11 protein-coding genes and 1 pseudogene are annotated in these 17,661 nt (G+C 53.2%); 7 read left to right on the forward strand and 5 right to left on the reverse strand.

The features are described 5' to 3' along the window. Positions 1 to 13: 13 nt before the first annotated feature. Positions 14 to 445: a DUF4174 domain-containing protein gene (locus GJJ30_RS25085; protein WP_229313408.1), complete on the forward strand. Its 432-nt coding sequence runs from the start codon at positions 14 to 16 to the stop codon at positions 443 to 445. A gap of 71 nt (positions 446 to 516) precedes the next feature. On the opposite strand, the gene GJJ30_RS25090 is transcribed toward GJJ30_RS25085, so the two are convergent. After that, a complete protein-coding gene (locus tag GJJ30_RS25090) occupies positions 517 to 2,478 on the reverse strand; it encodes a sialate O-acetylesterase (RefSeq protein ID WP_229313409.1) in 1,962 nt (653 codons plus the stop codon). Between the two features lie 90 nt (positions 2,479 to 2,568). On the opposite strand from GJJ30_RS25090, the gene GJJ30_RS25095 reads away from it, so the two are divergent. After that, positions 2,569 to 2,823, forward strand: coding sequence for a hypothetical protein (locus GJJ30_RS25095; RefSeq protein ID WP_154178733.1), 255 nt, complete (start codon positions 2,569 to 2,571; stop codon positions 2,821 to 2,823). 45 nt (positions 2,824 to 2,868) lie between these two features. On the opposite strand, the gene GJJ30_RS25100 is transcribed toward GJJ30_RS25095, so the two are convergent. Continuing rightward, positions 2,869 to 3,765 carry an AraC family transcriptional regulator gene (locus tag GJJ30_RS25100; protein ID WP_154177920.1) on the reverse strand — a complete coding sequence of 299 codons (897 nt, stop codon included), beginning with the start codon at positions 3,763 to 3,765 and terminating at the stop codon, positions 2,869 to 2,871. A 483-nt stretch (positions 3,766 to 4,248) separates the two neighbouring features. On the opposite strand from GJJ30_RS25100, the gene GJJ30_RS25105 reads away from it, so the two are divergent. The 5 genes and pseudogenes from GJJ30_RS25105 (at position 4,249) to GJJ30_RS25120 (ending at position 11,739) form a co-directional block, all read left to right on the forward strand. Next, positions 4,249 to 4,926: a DUF3826 domain-containing protein gene (locus GJJ30_RS25105; RefSeq protein WP_154177921.1), complete on the forward strand. Its 678-nt coding sequence runs from the start codon at positions 4,249 to 4,251 to the stop codon at positions 4,924 to 4,926. 47 nt (positions 4,927 to 4,973) lie between these two features. Beyond that, entirely contained in the window at positions 4,974 to 8,186 is a 3,213-nt protein-coding gene (locus GJJ30_RS25110; protein ID WP_154177922.1) for a SusC/RagA family TonB-linked outer membrane protein, read from the forward strand. Between the two features lie 11 nt (positions 8,187 to 8,197). Then, positions 8,198 to 9,973: a RagB/SusD family nutrient uptake outer membrane protein gene (locus tag GJJ30_RS25115; RefSeq protein ID WP_154177923.1), complete on the forward strand. Its 1,776-nt coding sequence runs from the start codon at positions 8,198 to 8,200 to the stop codon at positions 9,971 to 9,973. Positions 9,974 to 10,287: 314 nt separating this feature from the next. Continuing rightward, positions 10,288 to 10,461 (forward strand): annotated as a pseudogene (locus GJJ30_RS32550) (glycosyl hydrolase family 28-related protein); the annotation flags it as partial. Positions 10,462 to 10,479: 18 nt separating this feature from the next. Beyond that, the gene (locus GJJ30_RS25120; RefSeq protein WP_262885401.1) at positions 10,480 to 11,739 is read left to right on the forward strand and encodes a glycoside hydrolase family 28 protein; all 1,260 of its coding nucleotides are present in this window, start codon (positions 10,480 to 10,482) and stop codon (positions 11,737 to 11,739) included. Positions 11,740 to 11,937: 198 nt separating this feature from the next. Here the strand turns inward: GJJ30_RS25120 and GJJ30_RS25125 are convergent, their stop codons facing one another. Genes GJJ30_RS25125 through GJJ30_RS25135 form a run of 3 tightly spaced genes read right to left on the reverse strand, consistent with a single transcriptional unit; the run spans position 11,938 to position 17,453 of the window. Then, positions 11,938 to 14,775, reverse strand: a complete 2,838-nt coding sequence (locus tag GJJ30_RS25125) for a glycoside hydrolase family 95 protein (RefSeq protein WP_154177924.1) — start codon at positions 14,773 to 14,775, stop codon at positions 11,938 to 11,940. A gap of 12 nt (positions 14,776 to 14,787) precedes the next feature. Beyond that, complete coding sequence (locus GJJ30_RS25130; RefSeq protein ID WP_154177925.1) at positions 14,788 to 16,362, reverse strand: sodium:solute symporter family transporter; 1,575 nt, start codon at positions 16,360 to 16,362, stop codon at positions 14,788 to 14,790. A gap of 29 nt (positions 16,363 to 16,391) precedes the next feature. After that, a complete protein-coding gene (locus tag GJJ30_RS25135; protein WP_154177926.1) occupies positions 16,392 to 17,453 on the reverse strand; it encodes a Gfo/Idh/MocA family protein in 1,062 nt (353 codons plus the stop codon). Between the last annotated feature and the right edge of the window lie 208 nt (positions 17,454 to 17,661).

Genomic DNA, 17,661 nt, shown 5'->3' on the forward strand with positions numbered 1-17,661 from the left:
TTCTATTTTGACGATGAACACGGCTTGGATAATGGGCATGCTGGTGGGGATGACCTGGTTAGGGGCGCTGGAAAATACCGGTTTTCAACCTTCATCCCTGAAAAATACGCTGGCGGAGAAACGGGATCACCGACGTGTGCTGGTACTCTTCAGCCGCGGAGATGCTCAGACGGCGTGGGGCACGTTACAAACGGAAAAAACCGGTCTTGCCGAGCGTGACCTGGACGTACTGGTGTTTACCGACGCGAACTTATCGGATTCGGATCGCCGGTTTTTGACGCAAAATCCGTTCAAACTGGCACCTTCCGACGAATTTAAAGGCTGGCTTATTGGGAAAGACGGTGGAGTTAAACGTACGTTTGTCAAACCGATTAATCCCAACGAACTCTTCCGACTGATCGACAGCATGCCCATGCGTCAGGCAGAAATGAGAAAACCGCAGTGATTTCGGGCACCTGCAAAACCGGGTCGAAGCGGTTTAGCACACGGGGAATCGTAAGCAAATGATTGTGTGCGCTATTTAAACCGCCCGGCTTCGGTGATTCCTTTCCAGGTATCAGTGCGGAACGGAACGGCCGGTAAACCGTCTTTATTGTAGAGATTCACTTCGCCGTTGTCGTCGGCCCAGCCGTAATGCACCGAAACGGGCGTTGCGACTTCGTTGGCGTAAACCACTACTTTATCACCCTGAATCTCGGCTTTGGCCCAGTAGAATTTCTGGTCGGCACCCGCTACCTCGAAGCCTTTCAAATACCCGTATTTGTCGGACGACATCAAGCCGCTCCCCACCTGATCGAAGGTCAGAATGGCTTTGTTGCCGTTGACTTCCATCGATTTAAAAACCGGTCCGGAATACACCCGGTTTTGACCGTATACGGTTTTCAACGCGTTTAGCGCCAGTCGTTTACCAACATCCTGTTTGTTTTTCGGGTGAATGTCCTTCGGTTCGCCAATGTCGGAGGTGACGGCCATGCCGGTGTTGGGCAGCGCGAGGGTCATGGTCTGGGCTTCGCGGAGTTCGCCCCAGGTGCTGCCGCTGGCGCTGTTTCCGTTAGCCGCATTGAAGCTGGCCAACTGCACGAAAAGAAACGGGAAATCGCCCTGGCCCCAACGCGTTCGCCAGTCGGTGATCATCAGCGGAAACGTCTTGCGGTATTGGTAAGCCCGGCCCGCGTTCGATTCGCCCTGGTACCAGATCACGCCCTCGATGGCATACGGAATCAGGGGATTAACCATCGAGTTGTACAGAATCGTACCCGTCAGATTCGGATTCACCAGCACGGCGTTGCGGTTGAAATCGGCAATCCGGTATTTCCAGTCGCCCGCCAGCGGAATGTCTTTACCGGTTCCGGTCAATTTAAGCTGGTCTTCTTTCGCCGAAAAACCGCCCCCTCCGCCGTAGTCTTCCACGCGGATGGCGATGACATTCCGGCCCGGTTTCAGCGTCCCGACCGGAACCGTATAGTTGCGCACCTGCCCAACCTGACCGGTATTGCCGACCTTAACGCCATTGACGTAGGTTTCGTCCGCATCATCGATCTGGCCCAGACTTAGCGTCAGTTGCTTACCGGCCAGCTCGTCCGGAATCGTGACTTCGCGCCGGAACCACACCACACCGTCGAAGTTGGGAATGGCTTTCCGGTCGAACAGATCGGGCAACCGGAGCGTCTGCCAGCCTGCATCGTTGAAATCCGTCGCGGACCATTGCTTCACTTCTGCCGCGTCAGGCAAAGCGCCCTGCAGCTTCGCGATCTGGCCCTGCAACTGCTCCATGCGTTGTTTGCTGTAGTCCTCCAGGCTTTTGGGCATCGTGGCCAGCGCCGGTTTAAATTCCTCGAAGCTTTCCATGGCCTCGCGGCTTGTCCAGGATTCGGACTGGGTTCCGCCCCAGGACGTGTTGAGCAAACCAATCGGGACATTGAGTTCTTTCTGGAGTTCGCGCGCAAAAAAGTAACCGACCGCCGTAAAATCACCGGCGGTTTCGGGCGTGCACGGTTTCCATTCACCACCCAGCAGGTCGTCCTTTGGCGTCAGGCTGAGGTCGTGCGGAACTTTGAAATGGCGAATGAGCGGATAATTAGCCTCCTGAATTTCTTTGGCGGTATTGAACGACGATTTCACGGTCCATTCCATGTTCGATTGTCCCGAACAAACCCAGACGTCACCCACCAGCACATCGTCAAAAGCCACGGTATTACGTTTGCCGCGCACCGTTAGGGCGTACGGACCACCGGCTTCGGTCGGGTCCAGCCGCAGCATCCATTTTCCGGCTTTATCGGCCTTTGCGGTTTTGGTCTGATTATTGAACTGAATCGTTATCTTCTCGCCGGGATCGGACCAACCCCAGACCGGGATGGGTTTCCGACGTTGTAAAACCATGTGGGAACCGAAAACTTTCGGTAAGCGGACATCGGCCCACGTTTGCAAAGCCATCAGCATGAAGCCAATGGCGGCTACGTGACGAAATTTGAATAGCATACGACTAGGTTTAGGAAAGGAATTTTTCTAAAAAAAACTTGTACAGGCGGGAAAAATACAGATATTTAGCCCAAAGTGCAATTGACCTTGATGAAGCTTGACGATTTTCTAAGACTGCCTCACGACCACCAGCAGGAACAACTTTGGTTCCGTGGATCAGTGCTGGCCAACCGGTACGAGGACACCCACATCTACCTCCTGTATGCCCTGGATTTGTTTTACGTTGAGTTGCAGTACGACTCCGGCGATAATAAACTGCTCCGTTTATCCGCTTTTACTTCGATCGAACCACTGACGCCTTACCTACCGTTACTGCCCGACGATTTGCTGGCGGAACTGGGTTGAGGCAGGGCAGATCTCCCGGATAAAAGTGTCTGACAAACCGCAGCGTCAGACTTTAGCCACCAGCGATTTCGACTTGTTCAGATACTGCCGTTTGTATTCCAGCGGAGTGACGCCGGTTACTTTTTTAAAGTGCCGGTAGAAATTCGACACGTTGTTGAAACCGCAATCGAAACAGATCACCTCGGTGAGGGTTTTGCCCTCGATCAGCGCCCGGCAGGCGTGACTGATGCGGATTTCGATCAGAAAATCGTAGTACGTTTTGTTGGTCATCAGCTTGAAATACCGGCAGAACGAGGTGACGCTCAGGTTGCTGATGGCCGAAATTTCTTCCAGCGAAATCTCTTTTTTGTAATTGGTGAGGGTATAGTTACAAACCGTATTCAGGCGCTGGGTATCCGTCTCGTCCGACTGGTAAAAAACCGCCCGGCCGCTGACGATCAGTTCGTATTCATCCGTTTCGGCCAGGGTTTGCAGGATCGAAAGCAGGATGATGATTTTGTCGAGATTGGTTGCGTCGAGTGCCTGGCGCATCAGTTTGGCCAGTTTTTCGTTAGCCTTTCCGGTCAGCACCATACCGCTTTTGGCTTTCTCGTACAGCTTGGGAATTAAATACGCTTCCGGCAATTTTAATAGATCTTCACCCAGGCAATCGGGCAGAAACTGAATGACGATAACTTCGATACCCAAGTCTGGATCGTTGTTGAAATATTCTTTTCCGCTGCGCCAGGTATGCGGCAGATTCTCGCCCACTAATACAATTTCGCCCGGTGAAAAATTGGCAATTTTGTCGCCGATAAAACGGACACCTTCCCCCTTGATAATATAATGTAATTCGAGTTCGGGGTGGTAATGCCAGATGTTTTTAAAATGCGGTAATGTAACGTGCCGGATGGTAAATGAGCTTTCCAGTTTATCCGTTACTTTTCGAAATAATGGCTTCATCGTATTGAGTAATAAAAATCAACATAGCTGATAATGTGGCAATCCGCATCGGACCGATTCACCAGCAAATTGGCCCTGGCGGTTTCTAACGTCCTTTCCGGGTCATCCATTCAACCGGCTCCGTTTGTGCCTGACTTTCAGAAGCGAGTCCCGAGTCGTCGCTAGACTCCCGACCGGTTTTCCCATTTCCAGTGTGCTATCGCGTTCGTTTCGGCAATCTATATACAAAAATAAAAGAAATAACTCCAATAATTCCTATTTAGCCCATGATAACTTCCTATAATAAATTGGCAAAAAAATGCAGCTATGCCCTAGAAATGTACCATATTTTTGTACTGTATTATAGAAAAATAGAGTTAATTCCCGCTATAGTCTTCTTTTAACGCGTCTTTTTATAGACTGTTTAGCATCCTGCCGGGAAAAACGGGAATTAGCAAATACCAGGCTGTTTCTAACCTTTTTATCGATTTACAACCAACCGATATGATACCGAAAATCATTGCATTGAGTGGTTTGATCTACCTGCTGGGCGTGGTTTCCGTTCGTGGGCAGGAAGTGGCGAAAGCAGGTACCGACTCTGCGTATATACAGGTCGTTACCGAGCGGGCCGCTAAAATCGTTGCTCCGCTGGAACTTACCAGTCCGTCGGTTAAGGCGCGCGTTCAGGAGCGGATTGCCCGGCAGTATCGCGACCTGAATACGCTTCATGAATCCCGTAAAGAAGCGATTAAAAACCGGAAAGAAACCGCTTCAACATCGGAATTAGAAAATGAAAAAAAGCGGATTGAAGCAGGAATAAATGAGCAATTAACAAGGCTACACGTTGCATTCCTTGCTGATTTATCTGCTGATTTAACTCACCCGCAGATTGATCAGGTAAAAGACGGTATGACGTATGGCGTTTTACCCATTACCTATAAAGGTTATCAGGCCATGCTGCCGGATTTAACCGATGAACAAAAGAAACAGGTGTTAGCGTATTTAACCGAAGCGCGTGAGCGGGCAATGGACGAGGGGTCATCGAAAGAAAAACACGCGATGTTTGGGAAATACAAGGGCCGGATCAACAATTACCTGTCGGCATCCGGAATCGATATGAAAAAGGCGAGCAAAGCCTGGGAAGAACGGATCGCCCGCGACGCCCTGAAGACCAACGAATAGTCCCGATCAACCTATACCAAACTCTATTTCCAAATCCTTTCGACACCATGAAATCGGTTTTACGAACCCAAACAATGCGCATTGGCACGGGCCAACTCCTCGGTGCGCTGATGCTCGGATGGCTGCCCGGAGCGTTTTGCTACGCCGGATCTAACGGAAATGCCGCGGTGGTTTCAACCAGATCTGCTGCTCCGCTGGAAAACATTACGGGAACCGTGAAGGATGCCAAAGGCGAACCGCTGCCGGGCGTTAACGTCCTGATCAAAGGCACGAAAACCGGCACGGTTTCGGACATCAAAGGAACGTTTCGGCTGAACCTGCCCAAGGGCGACGAGACGCTGATTTTCAGTTACATCGGTTTTAAAACGCAGGAAGTGCCGGTTAAAGGCCGGACGACGTTTGAGGTGCAGCTGGAAGAAGATGCAGCCTCGCTGAGCGAAGTCGTGGTGGTGGGCTACGGGGTTCAGAAGAAGGTGAGCCTGACGGGCGCGGTGGCCACGATCGACATGAAATCCGTGCAGGATCTGCCGGTCAACAGTCTGTCCGCTGCGCTGGTCGGTCAGATGCCGGGCGTGGGCGTTACGGGCGGAACCAGTCGGCCGGGCGAAAATGCGCAGATCACGGTTCGGAACCCGATCATTCTGTCGAAAGACGGCGGAACGCTGCGGCCGTTGTACGTGATCGACAACGTGGTTCGGTCGGAAGACGATTTCAACGCGCTGGACGTTTCGGAGGTCGAAGCCATTTCGGTGCTGAAAGACGCGGCTGCCGCCATTTACGGGGCGCGTTCCAACCAGGGCGTGGTCGTTGTGTCAACCAAGCGTGGGAAGTCCGGTGCTCCCAAGTTCAGCTACAGCGGCTCGACCGGTATTTCGGACGCCAAACTGCCGACGATGATGAACGGTTTTGAACAGGCGACCTACCTGAATGACCTGAATTTTGCCGCCGGAAAAACCGCTACTGATCCATTGATTTACACGCCCGACGAACTGGCTCACTTCAAAAATAATAACACCGACTGGTTGCGGCAGGCCTGGCAACCCTCTACGGTTCAGCGACATGCACTCAATGTCAGTGGCGGAAACGAGAAGGCAACCTATTTCGCGGGCGCTTCCTATAACGCGCAGAATGCGAATTTCGATAACATCAACTCGGGCAAATGGACGTTCCGGGCCAGCGCGGATATGCAGGTGAACAAGAGCCTGAAAGCCGCCCTGTCGCTCAGCGGGGACCTGTCGGACAAACGGATGTATTACCTGAAACAGGGTGGGGAAAGTCCGGAAAATGACATGAAAAGTCTGCTCTACACGCCCCAGTTTGCGACGCCATACGTGAATGGTTTACCGGTTTTGTTGTCGAACGGCGGGGCCAACGATTTCGGCGCTTTTCACTTTTTTGAAGTCCAGAAATCCAACAATTACACCCAGACCCGCAGCAGCGGTTTGAACGTAACGGCCAACCTGGATTATTCCGTTCCGTTTGTAAAAGGCTTGAAAGCCAGATTGTTGTACAGCCGGACGTTCGATAATACGTTTGGGAAACAGTACGGAACGAAATACAATGTATATAGTCTCTCGATGCTGGGCGACCACAAACACATTTATGGTGGCGATGTGTTAAAGATCGTGACCCTGAACAACGGCGACCGTGTGCGGGCGAATCCCGGTTACATCGATACCTACCAGTTGAACGGGTATTTGAATTACGACCGGCAGTTTGGCAAACACCAGATTTCGGCGATCGCGTTCTTCGAACAGTCGGAAACCCACGCCGATAACATTGCCGCAATGGCCGAGGGCGTGATTATTGGCGGTCTGGACAACATGCGCTACGCAACCGGCACGCAAACCACCACCGAAACCGAAACGGAAGTGGGTTTTCTGTCCTACGCGGGTCGGCTCAACTACAACTACGCCAACAAATATTTCTTCGAAACCGCCATTCGCTACGACGCTTCCACCAAGTTTGCACCCGAATACCGCTGGGGCCTTTTCCCTTCGTTCTCAGCGGGTTGGGTAATTTCCGAAGAGCCCTTTTTCCGGTCGGGTGTACGCTGGGTTGATTTCCTGAAACTGCGCGGATCGATCGGTTTTCTGGGGGGAGACGCCACCAAACCGTATAACTGGCTGACGAGTTACGGCATTCAAACGGGAAAAGGAGCGGTTTTTGGCGGGAACGCCGACCGTCCGCTGACGGTGGTGCCCGGCAACGCGATGGCCAACCGGGGCGCCCGCTGGGATGACAACACGAAGTACAACCTTGGTATCGATGCGCAATTCCTGAAAAACCGCCTTTCGTTCACGCTGGATGCGTTTTACGACCATCGCTACAACATGCTGACCTCGCTGACCTCGTCGGTTCCGCTGCTCGTAGGGGCTACGTTGCCGTCCGAAAACTACGCGACGGTCGATGGTTTTGGAACGGAAATTTCGCTGGGCTGGTCCGACAAAATCACCAGCGACTGGTCGTACAAAGTCAACGGTTTCTTCACCTGGAGCGACAACAAACAGATTAAGGTGGATGTCGATAAGGGCAAAATCGGCACGTTCGAAGATCCGCTCGGAAAGTCGTCGGATCTGGGTTTCAAAGGGTACAAATATGCGGGCATGTTCCGGACGCAGCAGGACGTGGACAGTTATCTGGAAAAACACCCGGGCTACACGCTCTTCGGGGCGGTGCCAAAACCGGGGATGCTGTATTACGAAGATGTGCGCGGCCCCAAAGATGCGTTGGGCCAATACACGGCACCGGATGGCAAAATCACCGAAGCTGACATGCAGTTCCTGACCCGGAAAGCCAGCAATCACTACGGTTTTGGGTTCAATTTTACCACGAGTTACAAGGGCTTCTCTATTGGAGCCGTCATCAGCGGTTCGTTTGGCGGACAGGATGCGGTTGAATCGACGGCCCGGTCGCAGGCGACGGCCACGGCCAACCGTCCGCAGTTCTGGGCAGATCACTGGACCCCCGAATCTCCGAATGCGACCTATCCAAGTCCCTATTACAAAGATACTTACAACGTCGATTCGGATTTCTGGTTTCGTAGTTCCACGCAGGTTTCGGTTCGTAACTTCAACGTTTCCTACGGCTTGCCCGCCGGTTTCAGCAGCAAACTGGGCCTGAACAACGTGCGGGTGTACCTCGTCGCGACCAACCCGCTCAATCTGTACAATCCGTACGATTACAAGACGTATTCGGGCAACTACGACACGTATCCGGTTTTGCGTTCCTTCTCACTGGGTTTAAATCTTGGCTTGTAACCCCTGAAACCATGAAACTATCACATAAAATCCTGACCGTTTGCTGTGCGTCGCTGGCGTTGACCAGTTGCAAGGATGTGCTCGATAAAACCGATCTGTCTTCCACCAGCGGGGCGCTGATTTTCAACGATTCGACGCTCACGCAGATGAACCTCGATTACGTGTACGATCAGAATTTGCCGACCGGTATTCCGACGCTGGGTCCGGGCAGTCCGAGTGTTACCAGCCTGACGGATGAATCGTTCGGAGAAAGCAAATTGCTGGAAGGGACACTTCTGGTTAACGAAATAGGCGATTTCGGAACATCGCTGGATGTGAAGAACAACTACGGCAAAATCCGGGTGATCAACATGTTTCTGAGCGATGTCAACAAGGGAACCTTGCCGCCATACACCAAAAATAAGCTCCGGGCGCAGGCGCAGTTTTTCCGGGCCTGGCGGTATTTCGATCTGGTGCGTTTGTACGGCGGGGTGCCGCTGCTGATGACGCCACTGGCCGCCGTGGGTGTCGAAGCGCGCGACCAGGCTTTTCTGCCCCGGAACTCGACGACCGAAACCTTTGCCGCCATCGTGAAAGACCTGGATTCGACCATCGCGGCCGTGCCGGGTCGCTGGAGTTCGTCGGCCGATTGGGGGCGGATTACCAAAGGCGCAGCTGCGGCCCTGAAAGGCCGGGTTTTGCTGACAGCCGCCAGCCCGCAGTTCAACCCGAACGATGAGGTAGCGCGGTGGCAGACATCGTATGATGCTAACAAACAGGCGTTTGATTTGCTGACGGCCAACGGATACGGCCTGCATTCGTCCTTCGATCAACTCTGGTTTCAGGAGGTCAACAACCCCGAAGCGGTTTTTGTGACGGGTTACAATACCGCGACGGGCGACCAAACCCGAAAAAATAATGGCTACGACAACGCGACGCGACCGTCGTATACCGGAACGGGCGGAGGCTCCAATCAGCCGTCGTGGGAAATGGTAAAGGCGTTTCCGATGCTGGACGGTAAAAAACCGGGGGAGTCGACCAAATACACCTATACGGATCAGTTGTTTTTCAAAAACCGGGACCCGCGTTTCGACAAAACGATTGCTTATAACGGCGTGACCTGGCCCCTGAACGGAAATAATTCCTATAAAATCTGGACCTATTTTGTGGGCGGAAAAACCGTTGAGCCGAAAGCAAGCAATACCGGTTTTTATGCGCGCAAAGCCGTTAATCCAACGCCGGCCATTGGCGACGTACAGTTTTCGGGCACCGACTGGATCGAAATTCGGTTTGCGGAAGTGTTACTGAATCTGGCTGAAAGTGCCGTTGGAATTAACAAGCTGGAAGAGGCTTACACGCAGCTGAAAGCCATTCGCAAGCGGGCGGGCATCGAAGCCGGAACCGACGGTTTGTACGGCCTGAAAGCCAACATGACGCGGGCCGAACTGTTCAGCGCCATTCTGTACGAACGCCAGATCGAGTTTGCGTTTGAAGGCAAGCGGTTCTATGATCTGCGTCGCTGGAAGCTGATCGAAAAAACGCTGAACGGCACCAGGCGGACGGCGGTGACGATCAACCTGAGAACCACCGGAGTCCCGGCGGATTTTGCCACCTCCCGCGACAACCTCATCCTGGAGCAGGCGTATACCAATTATTTTACGCTGGAATTCAAGCCGTTGGATACGAAGTACAGCATCAACTGGAAACCCGAATACTATTTCTTCGCGATTCCGCAAACCGCTATCGACAACAACCCCAAGCTGATCCAGAACACGACCTGGGGTGGGGCGTTTGATCCGTTGAAGTAAGACACAGAAAGAAATTTGTGTTGTAACAGCCTACGGTTTTAACCGTGGGACATAGTGAAATACGTTCTTCACGGCAACCGTTTTAACGGTTTTAAAATCTCAAAACCGTTAAAACGGTTCGTATTTTCCGAATCCTCTCACGATCCCCCGGTTAAAACCGGGGGCTATTATTTTTACTTCTGAAAATGATTTCATCACATTCTGGAACAAAATGCGGTTTTCTACTGACGTTCGTCCTGACGGTTTTCACGGCGATCAGCACGTTGGCGCAACAGGGTATTTACCACAATGTATTGCACTAAGGCGCGAAAAATGACAGCAGCCAACTGGCGACGGCGGCCATCAGAAAGGCCATCGACACGGCCGTGAAGGGTGGGGGAGGAACGATTTATTTTCCGCCGGGAAAGTATAAAACCGGTCCGATTCACCTGAAAAGCAACATCACGATTCTGATCGACGCCGGGGCCGAGCTGCATTTCAGTGACAACTTCGACGATTACCTGCCGATGGTGGCGTCGCGCTGGGAAGGCACGGACGTGACCAATTTTTCGCCCCTATTTTACGCCTACAAAGCCGAAAACATCGCGATTCGGGGGCGCGGAATCATCGACGGTCACGGAAAAAAATGGTGGTATTATTCGGAAGTGATCGTGAAGAATTCGCCGGGCTCGAAGTGGCAGGACGAGTTTCACCGCCTGAACAAAGACATTCTGCGCCCCGATTTGCCGGGTTGGGTGGAGCGCGGTTTTCTGCGTCCGCCGTTCATTCAGCCGATGCACTGCAAAAACGTCCTGATCGAAGGCATTACCATCCGCAATTCGCCGTTCTGGACGGTGAACCCCGAATTTTGCGAAAATGTAACCGTTACGGGTGTCACGATCAATAACCCCAAATCGCCCAACACGGACGGCATCAATCCCGAATCCTGCCGGTACGTTCACATTTCCAACTGCCACATCAGTGTTGGCGACGACTGCATCACCATCAAATCGGGCAAGGATCGGGCGGGCCGAAAGATGAATGTTCCGGCGGAGAATTACACGATTACGAATTGCACCATGCTGGCCGGACACGGGGGCGTGGTGATCGGCAGCGAAATGTCGGGTGGAGTGCGGAAAATCAGCATTTCCAACTGCATTTTTGACGGCACGGACCGGGGCATCCGCATCAAAACCGCCCGCGGTCGCGGGGGGGTGGTGGAAGAAATTCGGGTCGATAACGTCATCATGAAAAACATGAAGGAACAGGCGATTGTCCTCGACATGCACTACGCCAAGACGCAGCCCGAACCGGTTTCGGAGCGAACGCCCGCGTTTCGGAACATCCATTTCAGTAACATCACCGCCGAAGCGAAACAGGCTGGGTACCTGAGCGGTCTGGAAGAAATGCCGATCGGCAACATCACGTTTACCAACCTCAACATTACCTCAGAAACCGGTTTTTTGATCAGAGAAGCCCGAAATCTGGAATTTCACAACGTTTCCGTCGACACGAAAACCGGCCCCGCGATTGTCGCCGAAAAAGTGATAACGCTGGAAATCGACGGTGTGAAAATCGCTACCCCGCACCCGAATACGCCAGTCGTGGAACTCACCAACGTGGACGATGCCTTCGTATATGACTGCTTCCCGAAACCGGGCACCGACGTATTTCTGAAACTCAACGGCGAGCAAACCCGGCACATCACCGTCGGCGGCAACAACTTCCGACACGTTAAAACGCCGGTTTTGAAGGAAGGAAAGCTGGAGAGTTTGAAAGTTGATTAAACTGTTTTCAAACGTTACCGCTGAAGCAAATAAGGGTGCAATCAAAAAAATAGCCCACGGTTGAAACCGTGGGATCAAGGCAGTTTCGCAATTTTTACAAACCGTTAAAACGGTTCCCACCAATTTCAGGATATTTTCTGTTTCCCCGGATTAAAATCCGGGGCTATTATTTTCAATTGTGGGAGTTTACGATCTATCTTAAATCCCTTTCAATTCTCCACTCAGCCGGTATGTTTTTCCCTTTTCGGTTGTCAATTGAACTTCTTTCGTTCCGTAGCGTAGCGTACACGGCTGCCCGGCTTTGGAGGTAACTTCAACGCTACTTAACGTTCCGTTCTGCCAGCGGATGTTCAGCACAAAACCGCCCGACGCACAGATTCCGTGGATCGAACCGGTGGGGATGTCGGTTGGCAGGGCGGGAAGCAGGTCGATCGTTTTGCCCTGACTTTGCAGCAACATCTCGCCAATGCCGCTGGCACCGCCAAAATTACCATCGATTTGAAACGGCGGATGGGCGTCGAACAGGTTGGGGTAGGAGCCGCCACCGGTCACGCCTTCGGGTGAAATCGCCGGGCGGAACAGCAACTTGACCATGTTATAAGCGTGATTACCATCGCGAAAACGGGCCCAGAAGTTGATTTTCCAGGCCAGGCTCCAGCCGGTTCCTTCATCGCCCCGCTCCCGCAGCGACTGCCGGGCGGCTTTCATCAGGTCGGGTGTTTCGTCCCAGGTGATGTCGGTGCCGGGGTGAACGCCCCAGAGGTGCGACACGTGCCGGTGATGGTCGTTCGGGTCGTCGATGTCCGTCAGCCACTCCTGCAACTGGCCGCGCTTGCCAATCTGGTTGGGGGCAATCTGGCCGTACATCGTTTTGAGCGTGTCCCGAAAGGCGGCATCAGTGCCAAGAATTTCGCTGGCCGCTATGCAGTTTTTGAACAGATCGCGGATAATCTGGTGGTCCATCGTCGGCCCGGCAACCAGCCCCAGGTGTTCGGGCGAGTTCGACGGGGAACTGATCAACCAGCCGGTTTTCGGGTCTTTGACCAGGAAATCGACAAAAAACCGGGCGGCTTCTTTCAACACCGGATACGCCCGGTTTTGCAGAAAATTCCGGTCCTGTGTGTAGCGGTAATGCTCCCAGAGGTGCCGCGAAACCCAGGCGCCCCCACTCACCCAAATGCCGTGGTTCGATGCGTTGATCGGGGCCGTTCCGCGCCAGAGGTCGGTGTTGTGGTGCAGCACCCAGCCCCGGGCGTTGTAATGCGCCTTTGCGGTTTTCCGACCGCTTTCGACCAGTTCATCGGTGGCAGCAAACATCGGTTCGTGGCAGGCCGAAAGATTGAGCATTTCGGCGGGCCAGTAATTCATCTGGAAATTGATGTTCGTCGTGTATTTGCTGCCCCAGGGCGGAGTGAGCAGGTCGTTCCAGATGCCCTGCAAATTGGCCGGTCGCGTACCGGGCCGGGAGCTTGAAATCAGCAGATACCGCCCGTATTGCACGTAAAGTGCTAAAAGCGCCGGATCGGGCGATTTCTCGAAATGCTGCAGTCGCTCGTCGGTCGGGAGTTGTTCACTGGCGGTATGCCCCAAATCCAGCGATAAGGTGTTGAAATAAGATTGGAAGTCGTTAATGTGGGCGGTTTTCAGGGCATCAAATCGTTTGGTGATGGCGGTTTGCAGCGGTTTTTGACTCAGTATGGCCGGGTCGCCGGAAACGTCTTTGTAATTCTTGAAATTGGTGCCAGCCGTCAGGTACAAGGTGGCTTCGTCGGCTCCCGAAACGACGAGTTTATTTCCAGAGACCGAAATCCGGCCTTTCTGCGTCTGAATTTGAAGCAGACTTTCTCCCTTCAGCGCGCCATTTTGCACCTGAACTGAAAGGGCAATCGTTTGATTATCAATCGTTCGGACGGAGGATTGTTTATGCGGACTATCCAGCGTAGCTTCAAAACTGATTTTCCCCGGCCGACTGGCCGTCAGGTGAACGGCGATAACCTGATCGGGGGCGCTGGCGAGGTATTCCCGGGCGAATTGTACGCCGTTCGACGAAAAGGTAACGCGGGAGAGGGCGGTTTTTAAATCCAGTTCGCGCCGGTAATGGAGCGGTTTTTTGGCATTCTTAAACCGCAACCACAGATCACCAAAGGGCTGGTAATCGGCCTGATAGCGTGGCATGGCCGGGGGCGTGTCATCCTGAATCCAGTAGCGGAACGGTTTTTTCAGGGAAATGCCATCGGCTGGTTGTTGGCCTTCGGGATACACCACGAACGTCGGCTGGTTGGTTTTGACGCCGATAAAACCGCCTTTGTCGAACCAGTTGATGACCTGAATCGCCAGTTGGTTTTTGCCAGTCCGCAGCTTGCCTGCCGGAATTTTGTACCGCCGGTTTTTCGCAATTCCTTCGTCGGAACCGATCAGTTCGCCGTTCAGATAGGTAAAATCCTGATCGCGAATCCGGCCCAGATCGAGCACGACATCCTTGCCCGCCCAGGCTTGCGGAAGTTCAAACGAGGTGCGAAACCAGACCGCGCCGTCCAATCCTTCCATCCCGACTCGTTCCCAGCCTTCGGCTGTTGGAACCGGCAGGGTTTTCCAGGAGCGATCATCAAAAGACGCTGACGCCGGATTGGCTTTTAAGTTTTCTAGCTTGCGGACACTGGTAAACCAGGCGGTTTTCCTGGCCTCATAATCAGCTTCGTTGCTTTGTCGCCCCATGAATTTTTCCTGCGCCAGTTTTTCGGCTTCGGCCTGTTTGCCCTCAGCGAGTAAGCGCCGGATTTGGGGCAGGTATTGGGCAGCTCCTTCGCGCTGGTACTCACGCGGTTCGCCCGTCCAGAGGGTTTCTTCGTTGAACTGGATGTGGTCCGTTTCCACCCCGCCGAACACCATGCCGCCCAATCGCCCGTTGCCGATGGGCAGCGCTTCCACCCACTGACTGGCCGGTTGTTTGTACCAGAGCGTCAGCGGTTGCTGAACCGGCGGTTGCGCCGTTGCCGTAAAACAGGAAAGCCAAACGAAGAAGGCGGTTTTTTTCATTACGAACAGGTGTTAATGAAAGGTGAGGTAGAGCGCTAACATCGTACTAATCAACGAAATCCAGGCAATCCAGACGCGTCGGGTGGGCTTGGCAACGGTTTCCGATGCAACGGCTTCGTACCTGGACGGATTGGAATCGAATACCGAAATGAGCACAGCGGTAACTACAAGGATCGCAAAAATAGAAAAGGAAACCAGCAAATAGTGCGGCCAGAACGTGTAACGGTCGGGCGGCAGCACCCACAAATACAGAATCCCAACGCCCAGACTGAAGGCCGAACCGACGGATAAAATGGCGTTGACGGCGGTGCGCGTGGTGCGCTTCCAGAAAACCGTCAGCAGAAAAACCGTGGACAGGGGCGGGGCAGTGAACCCCAGCACCGACTGAAAAACGTCGAACAGGTTAAGCCCTTTGATGCTGTCAATCGCAAGCGCCATCAGTATGGCAAATAAACAACCGGCCACCACGACCATCCGCCCGACCCCAATCAGTTGCTGCGTACTGGCGTTGGGGTTGATTTTCCGGGCGTAAACGTCCATCGTAAAGACCGTGCTCAGCGAGTTGAGTGACGAACCGATCGTACCAACTAAAACGGCAATCAGCACCACGATCACCAGCCCGTTCAGGCCGGGCGGAAACAGGTTGGTGACCATCGTCATGTAGGCTTCGGCGGGGTCTTTCAGGTTCGGAAACAGAATGAAACAGAGAATGCCCGGTAGAATGAACAACGGCAACGACAGGATTTTAAGCCAGCCAATGAAATTGACGCCCAACTGCCCCTGTTCCAGGTTTCGGGCACCCAAAACCGATTGAACCATTGCCTGGTCGGTGCAGAAAAAAGCGACAGCGGCCACCGGATAGCCAAGCAAAATGGCGGGCCAGGGATAACTTTTGTCGCTGGCGGGGTGAATCAGACTCCAGTAATGGGCGGGGGCTTTTTGAAAAACCGCATCGAGTCCGCCTACCCGGTTGATGCCGAGAATCGTGAGCGTCAACGACACGCCAATGAGCAGAATCATCTGGAACACATTGACGCGGGCAATGGCTTTCAGTCCGCCCGAATAGGCAAACAATCCCGCGAAAAGGACCAAAACCGTCACCGACAGCCCCATCGGGAAGCCCAGAATCTGCCGCACCAGAAAACCGCCCGCGAACAGGCCCAGCGACAGCCACGAAATCAGGATTTTGATAAGGGCATACCAGGCCAGAATCGTCTGCGTCGATTCGCCAAACCGTTTCCCCATGAATTCGGGCATGGTGGATACGTTGGCGGCCAGGTATTTGGGCGCAAAAACAATCGCCAGCAGAAACAGGAAAACGAAGGCGTACCAGTCGAAATTGATGGCGACAATGCCGGTGCTGTAGCCGATGCTCGCGAACGCCAGCAGCATGGACGGTCCTACGTTGGTGCCCCACATGTTGAAGCCGATGCTCGCCCAGCCCAGCGATTTATTCGCCAGAAAAAGGGTTTCGTCGGTACCGGTTTTCTTCGGCGCACTGGCTTTGTAACCAATCACCGCCAGCACGGTCAGGTAAGCGAAAACGATGCCGTAATCGAGGAGCGTCAGGCGGTCGAGGAGGTTCATATAATAGATGTGAGGGGATAGACGTGAGATTAGAGACCGTGTTCGCTCAAAATCTCCCGAACGTTCACTGGTTTTCCGGTTTGTAACGATTTGTCCATTGCCTGCAGCAGGGCGACGGTGCCAACGCCTTCCCGGATGTCGGGGTAAGCGGTTTGACCCGACGCCAGGCAGGTGGCGAAATAATCGAGGTAGTTCTGGTACTCGCCCGCGTGGTGGCTTTTTCCCTCGAACCGGAAATAGTGTTTCAACTTATGTTCCCAGGTCTGCACAATCTCGTCGCCGGTGTTGGTCGTGACGGCGTAGCGTAAATCCATGTAATCCGCCTGGCTGCAGCCTTCCGTACCGCGCAGGATGCAGCTCATTTCGGAGTCGCGCACGACGGGTTGGACCGGGCCGGTGTAGGCCCCACTGACGCGGGCGATGCGGCCGTCGGAGGCTTTGAAAATGAAGTGCATGGTGTCGTCGTTTTTCAAACCGCCTTTCCGGCCGTTGGCGCTGAGCATGCCGTAGCCCATCACCTCTTCGATGTCGGGCAAATACCAGCGGATGAAATCGACGGGGTGGCTCAGGCCGCCGTACAGCCATTTGAACGCGTTTTCGAGCGACCAGCCTTTCGCCAGAAACCAGCGGTGGTCGGCGTGGTAATAGCCTTCGACGGTGATCAACTCCCCGATCAGACCGGCTTCAAAATCCGCCCGCTGCTTTTTCATCGGCTCGAAAAACCGCGAACTCTGCCCGACAAATACCTTTTTGCCGGTTTGTTCGCTCAGCTCAATCAGCTCTTTGGCCTTCGCCAGGTCGTCGATGAACGGTTTGGTGCAGACCACGTGCTTGCCGTGCAACAGCGCCTGCCGGGTATGCTCGGCGTGGAATTTGTCGGGCGTATAAATCGCAATGACGTCGATCGTCGGATCGTCCAGTAATTCCTGATACTGAGTGGTATAGCTCTGAAAATCAAATTCCTTGGCCCGCTGCTGACACAGTTCCAGTTTCTGGTCGCAGACTTTCGCCAGTTCGAAATGGGGGCTCGATAATGCCGCCGACATCGTGCTGCGCCCTTCGCCTAATCCAAGAATGCCTAATCGTAACATGGTTTGTCGGAATACGTTTTAATGGGTTTTAGTGTATGGTTTAGAGTTTATTGTTTAAAGGTTAATCTTTTGATTTTCAATAAAATACAAGTGTAATAACCATAAAATAAAAACGATAAACTCTAAACTTTAGGACTTTCGTCTGATAATTCTATTCGTTGAAATTTGCCCCTAAATCCCCTAAAGGGGACTTGGACCCAATTAATCC

Origin of the sequence: Larkinella terrae, from assembly GCF_009668025.1 — a bacterium.
Taxonomy (GTDB): Bacteria; Bacteroidota; Bacteroidia; order Cytophagales; family Spirosomataceae; genus Larkinella; species Larkinella terrae.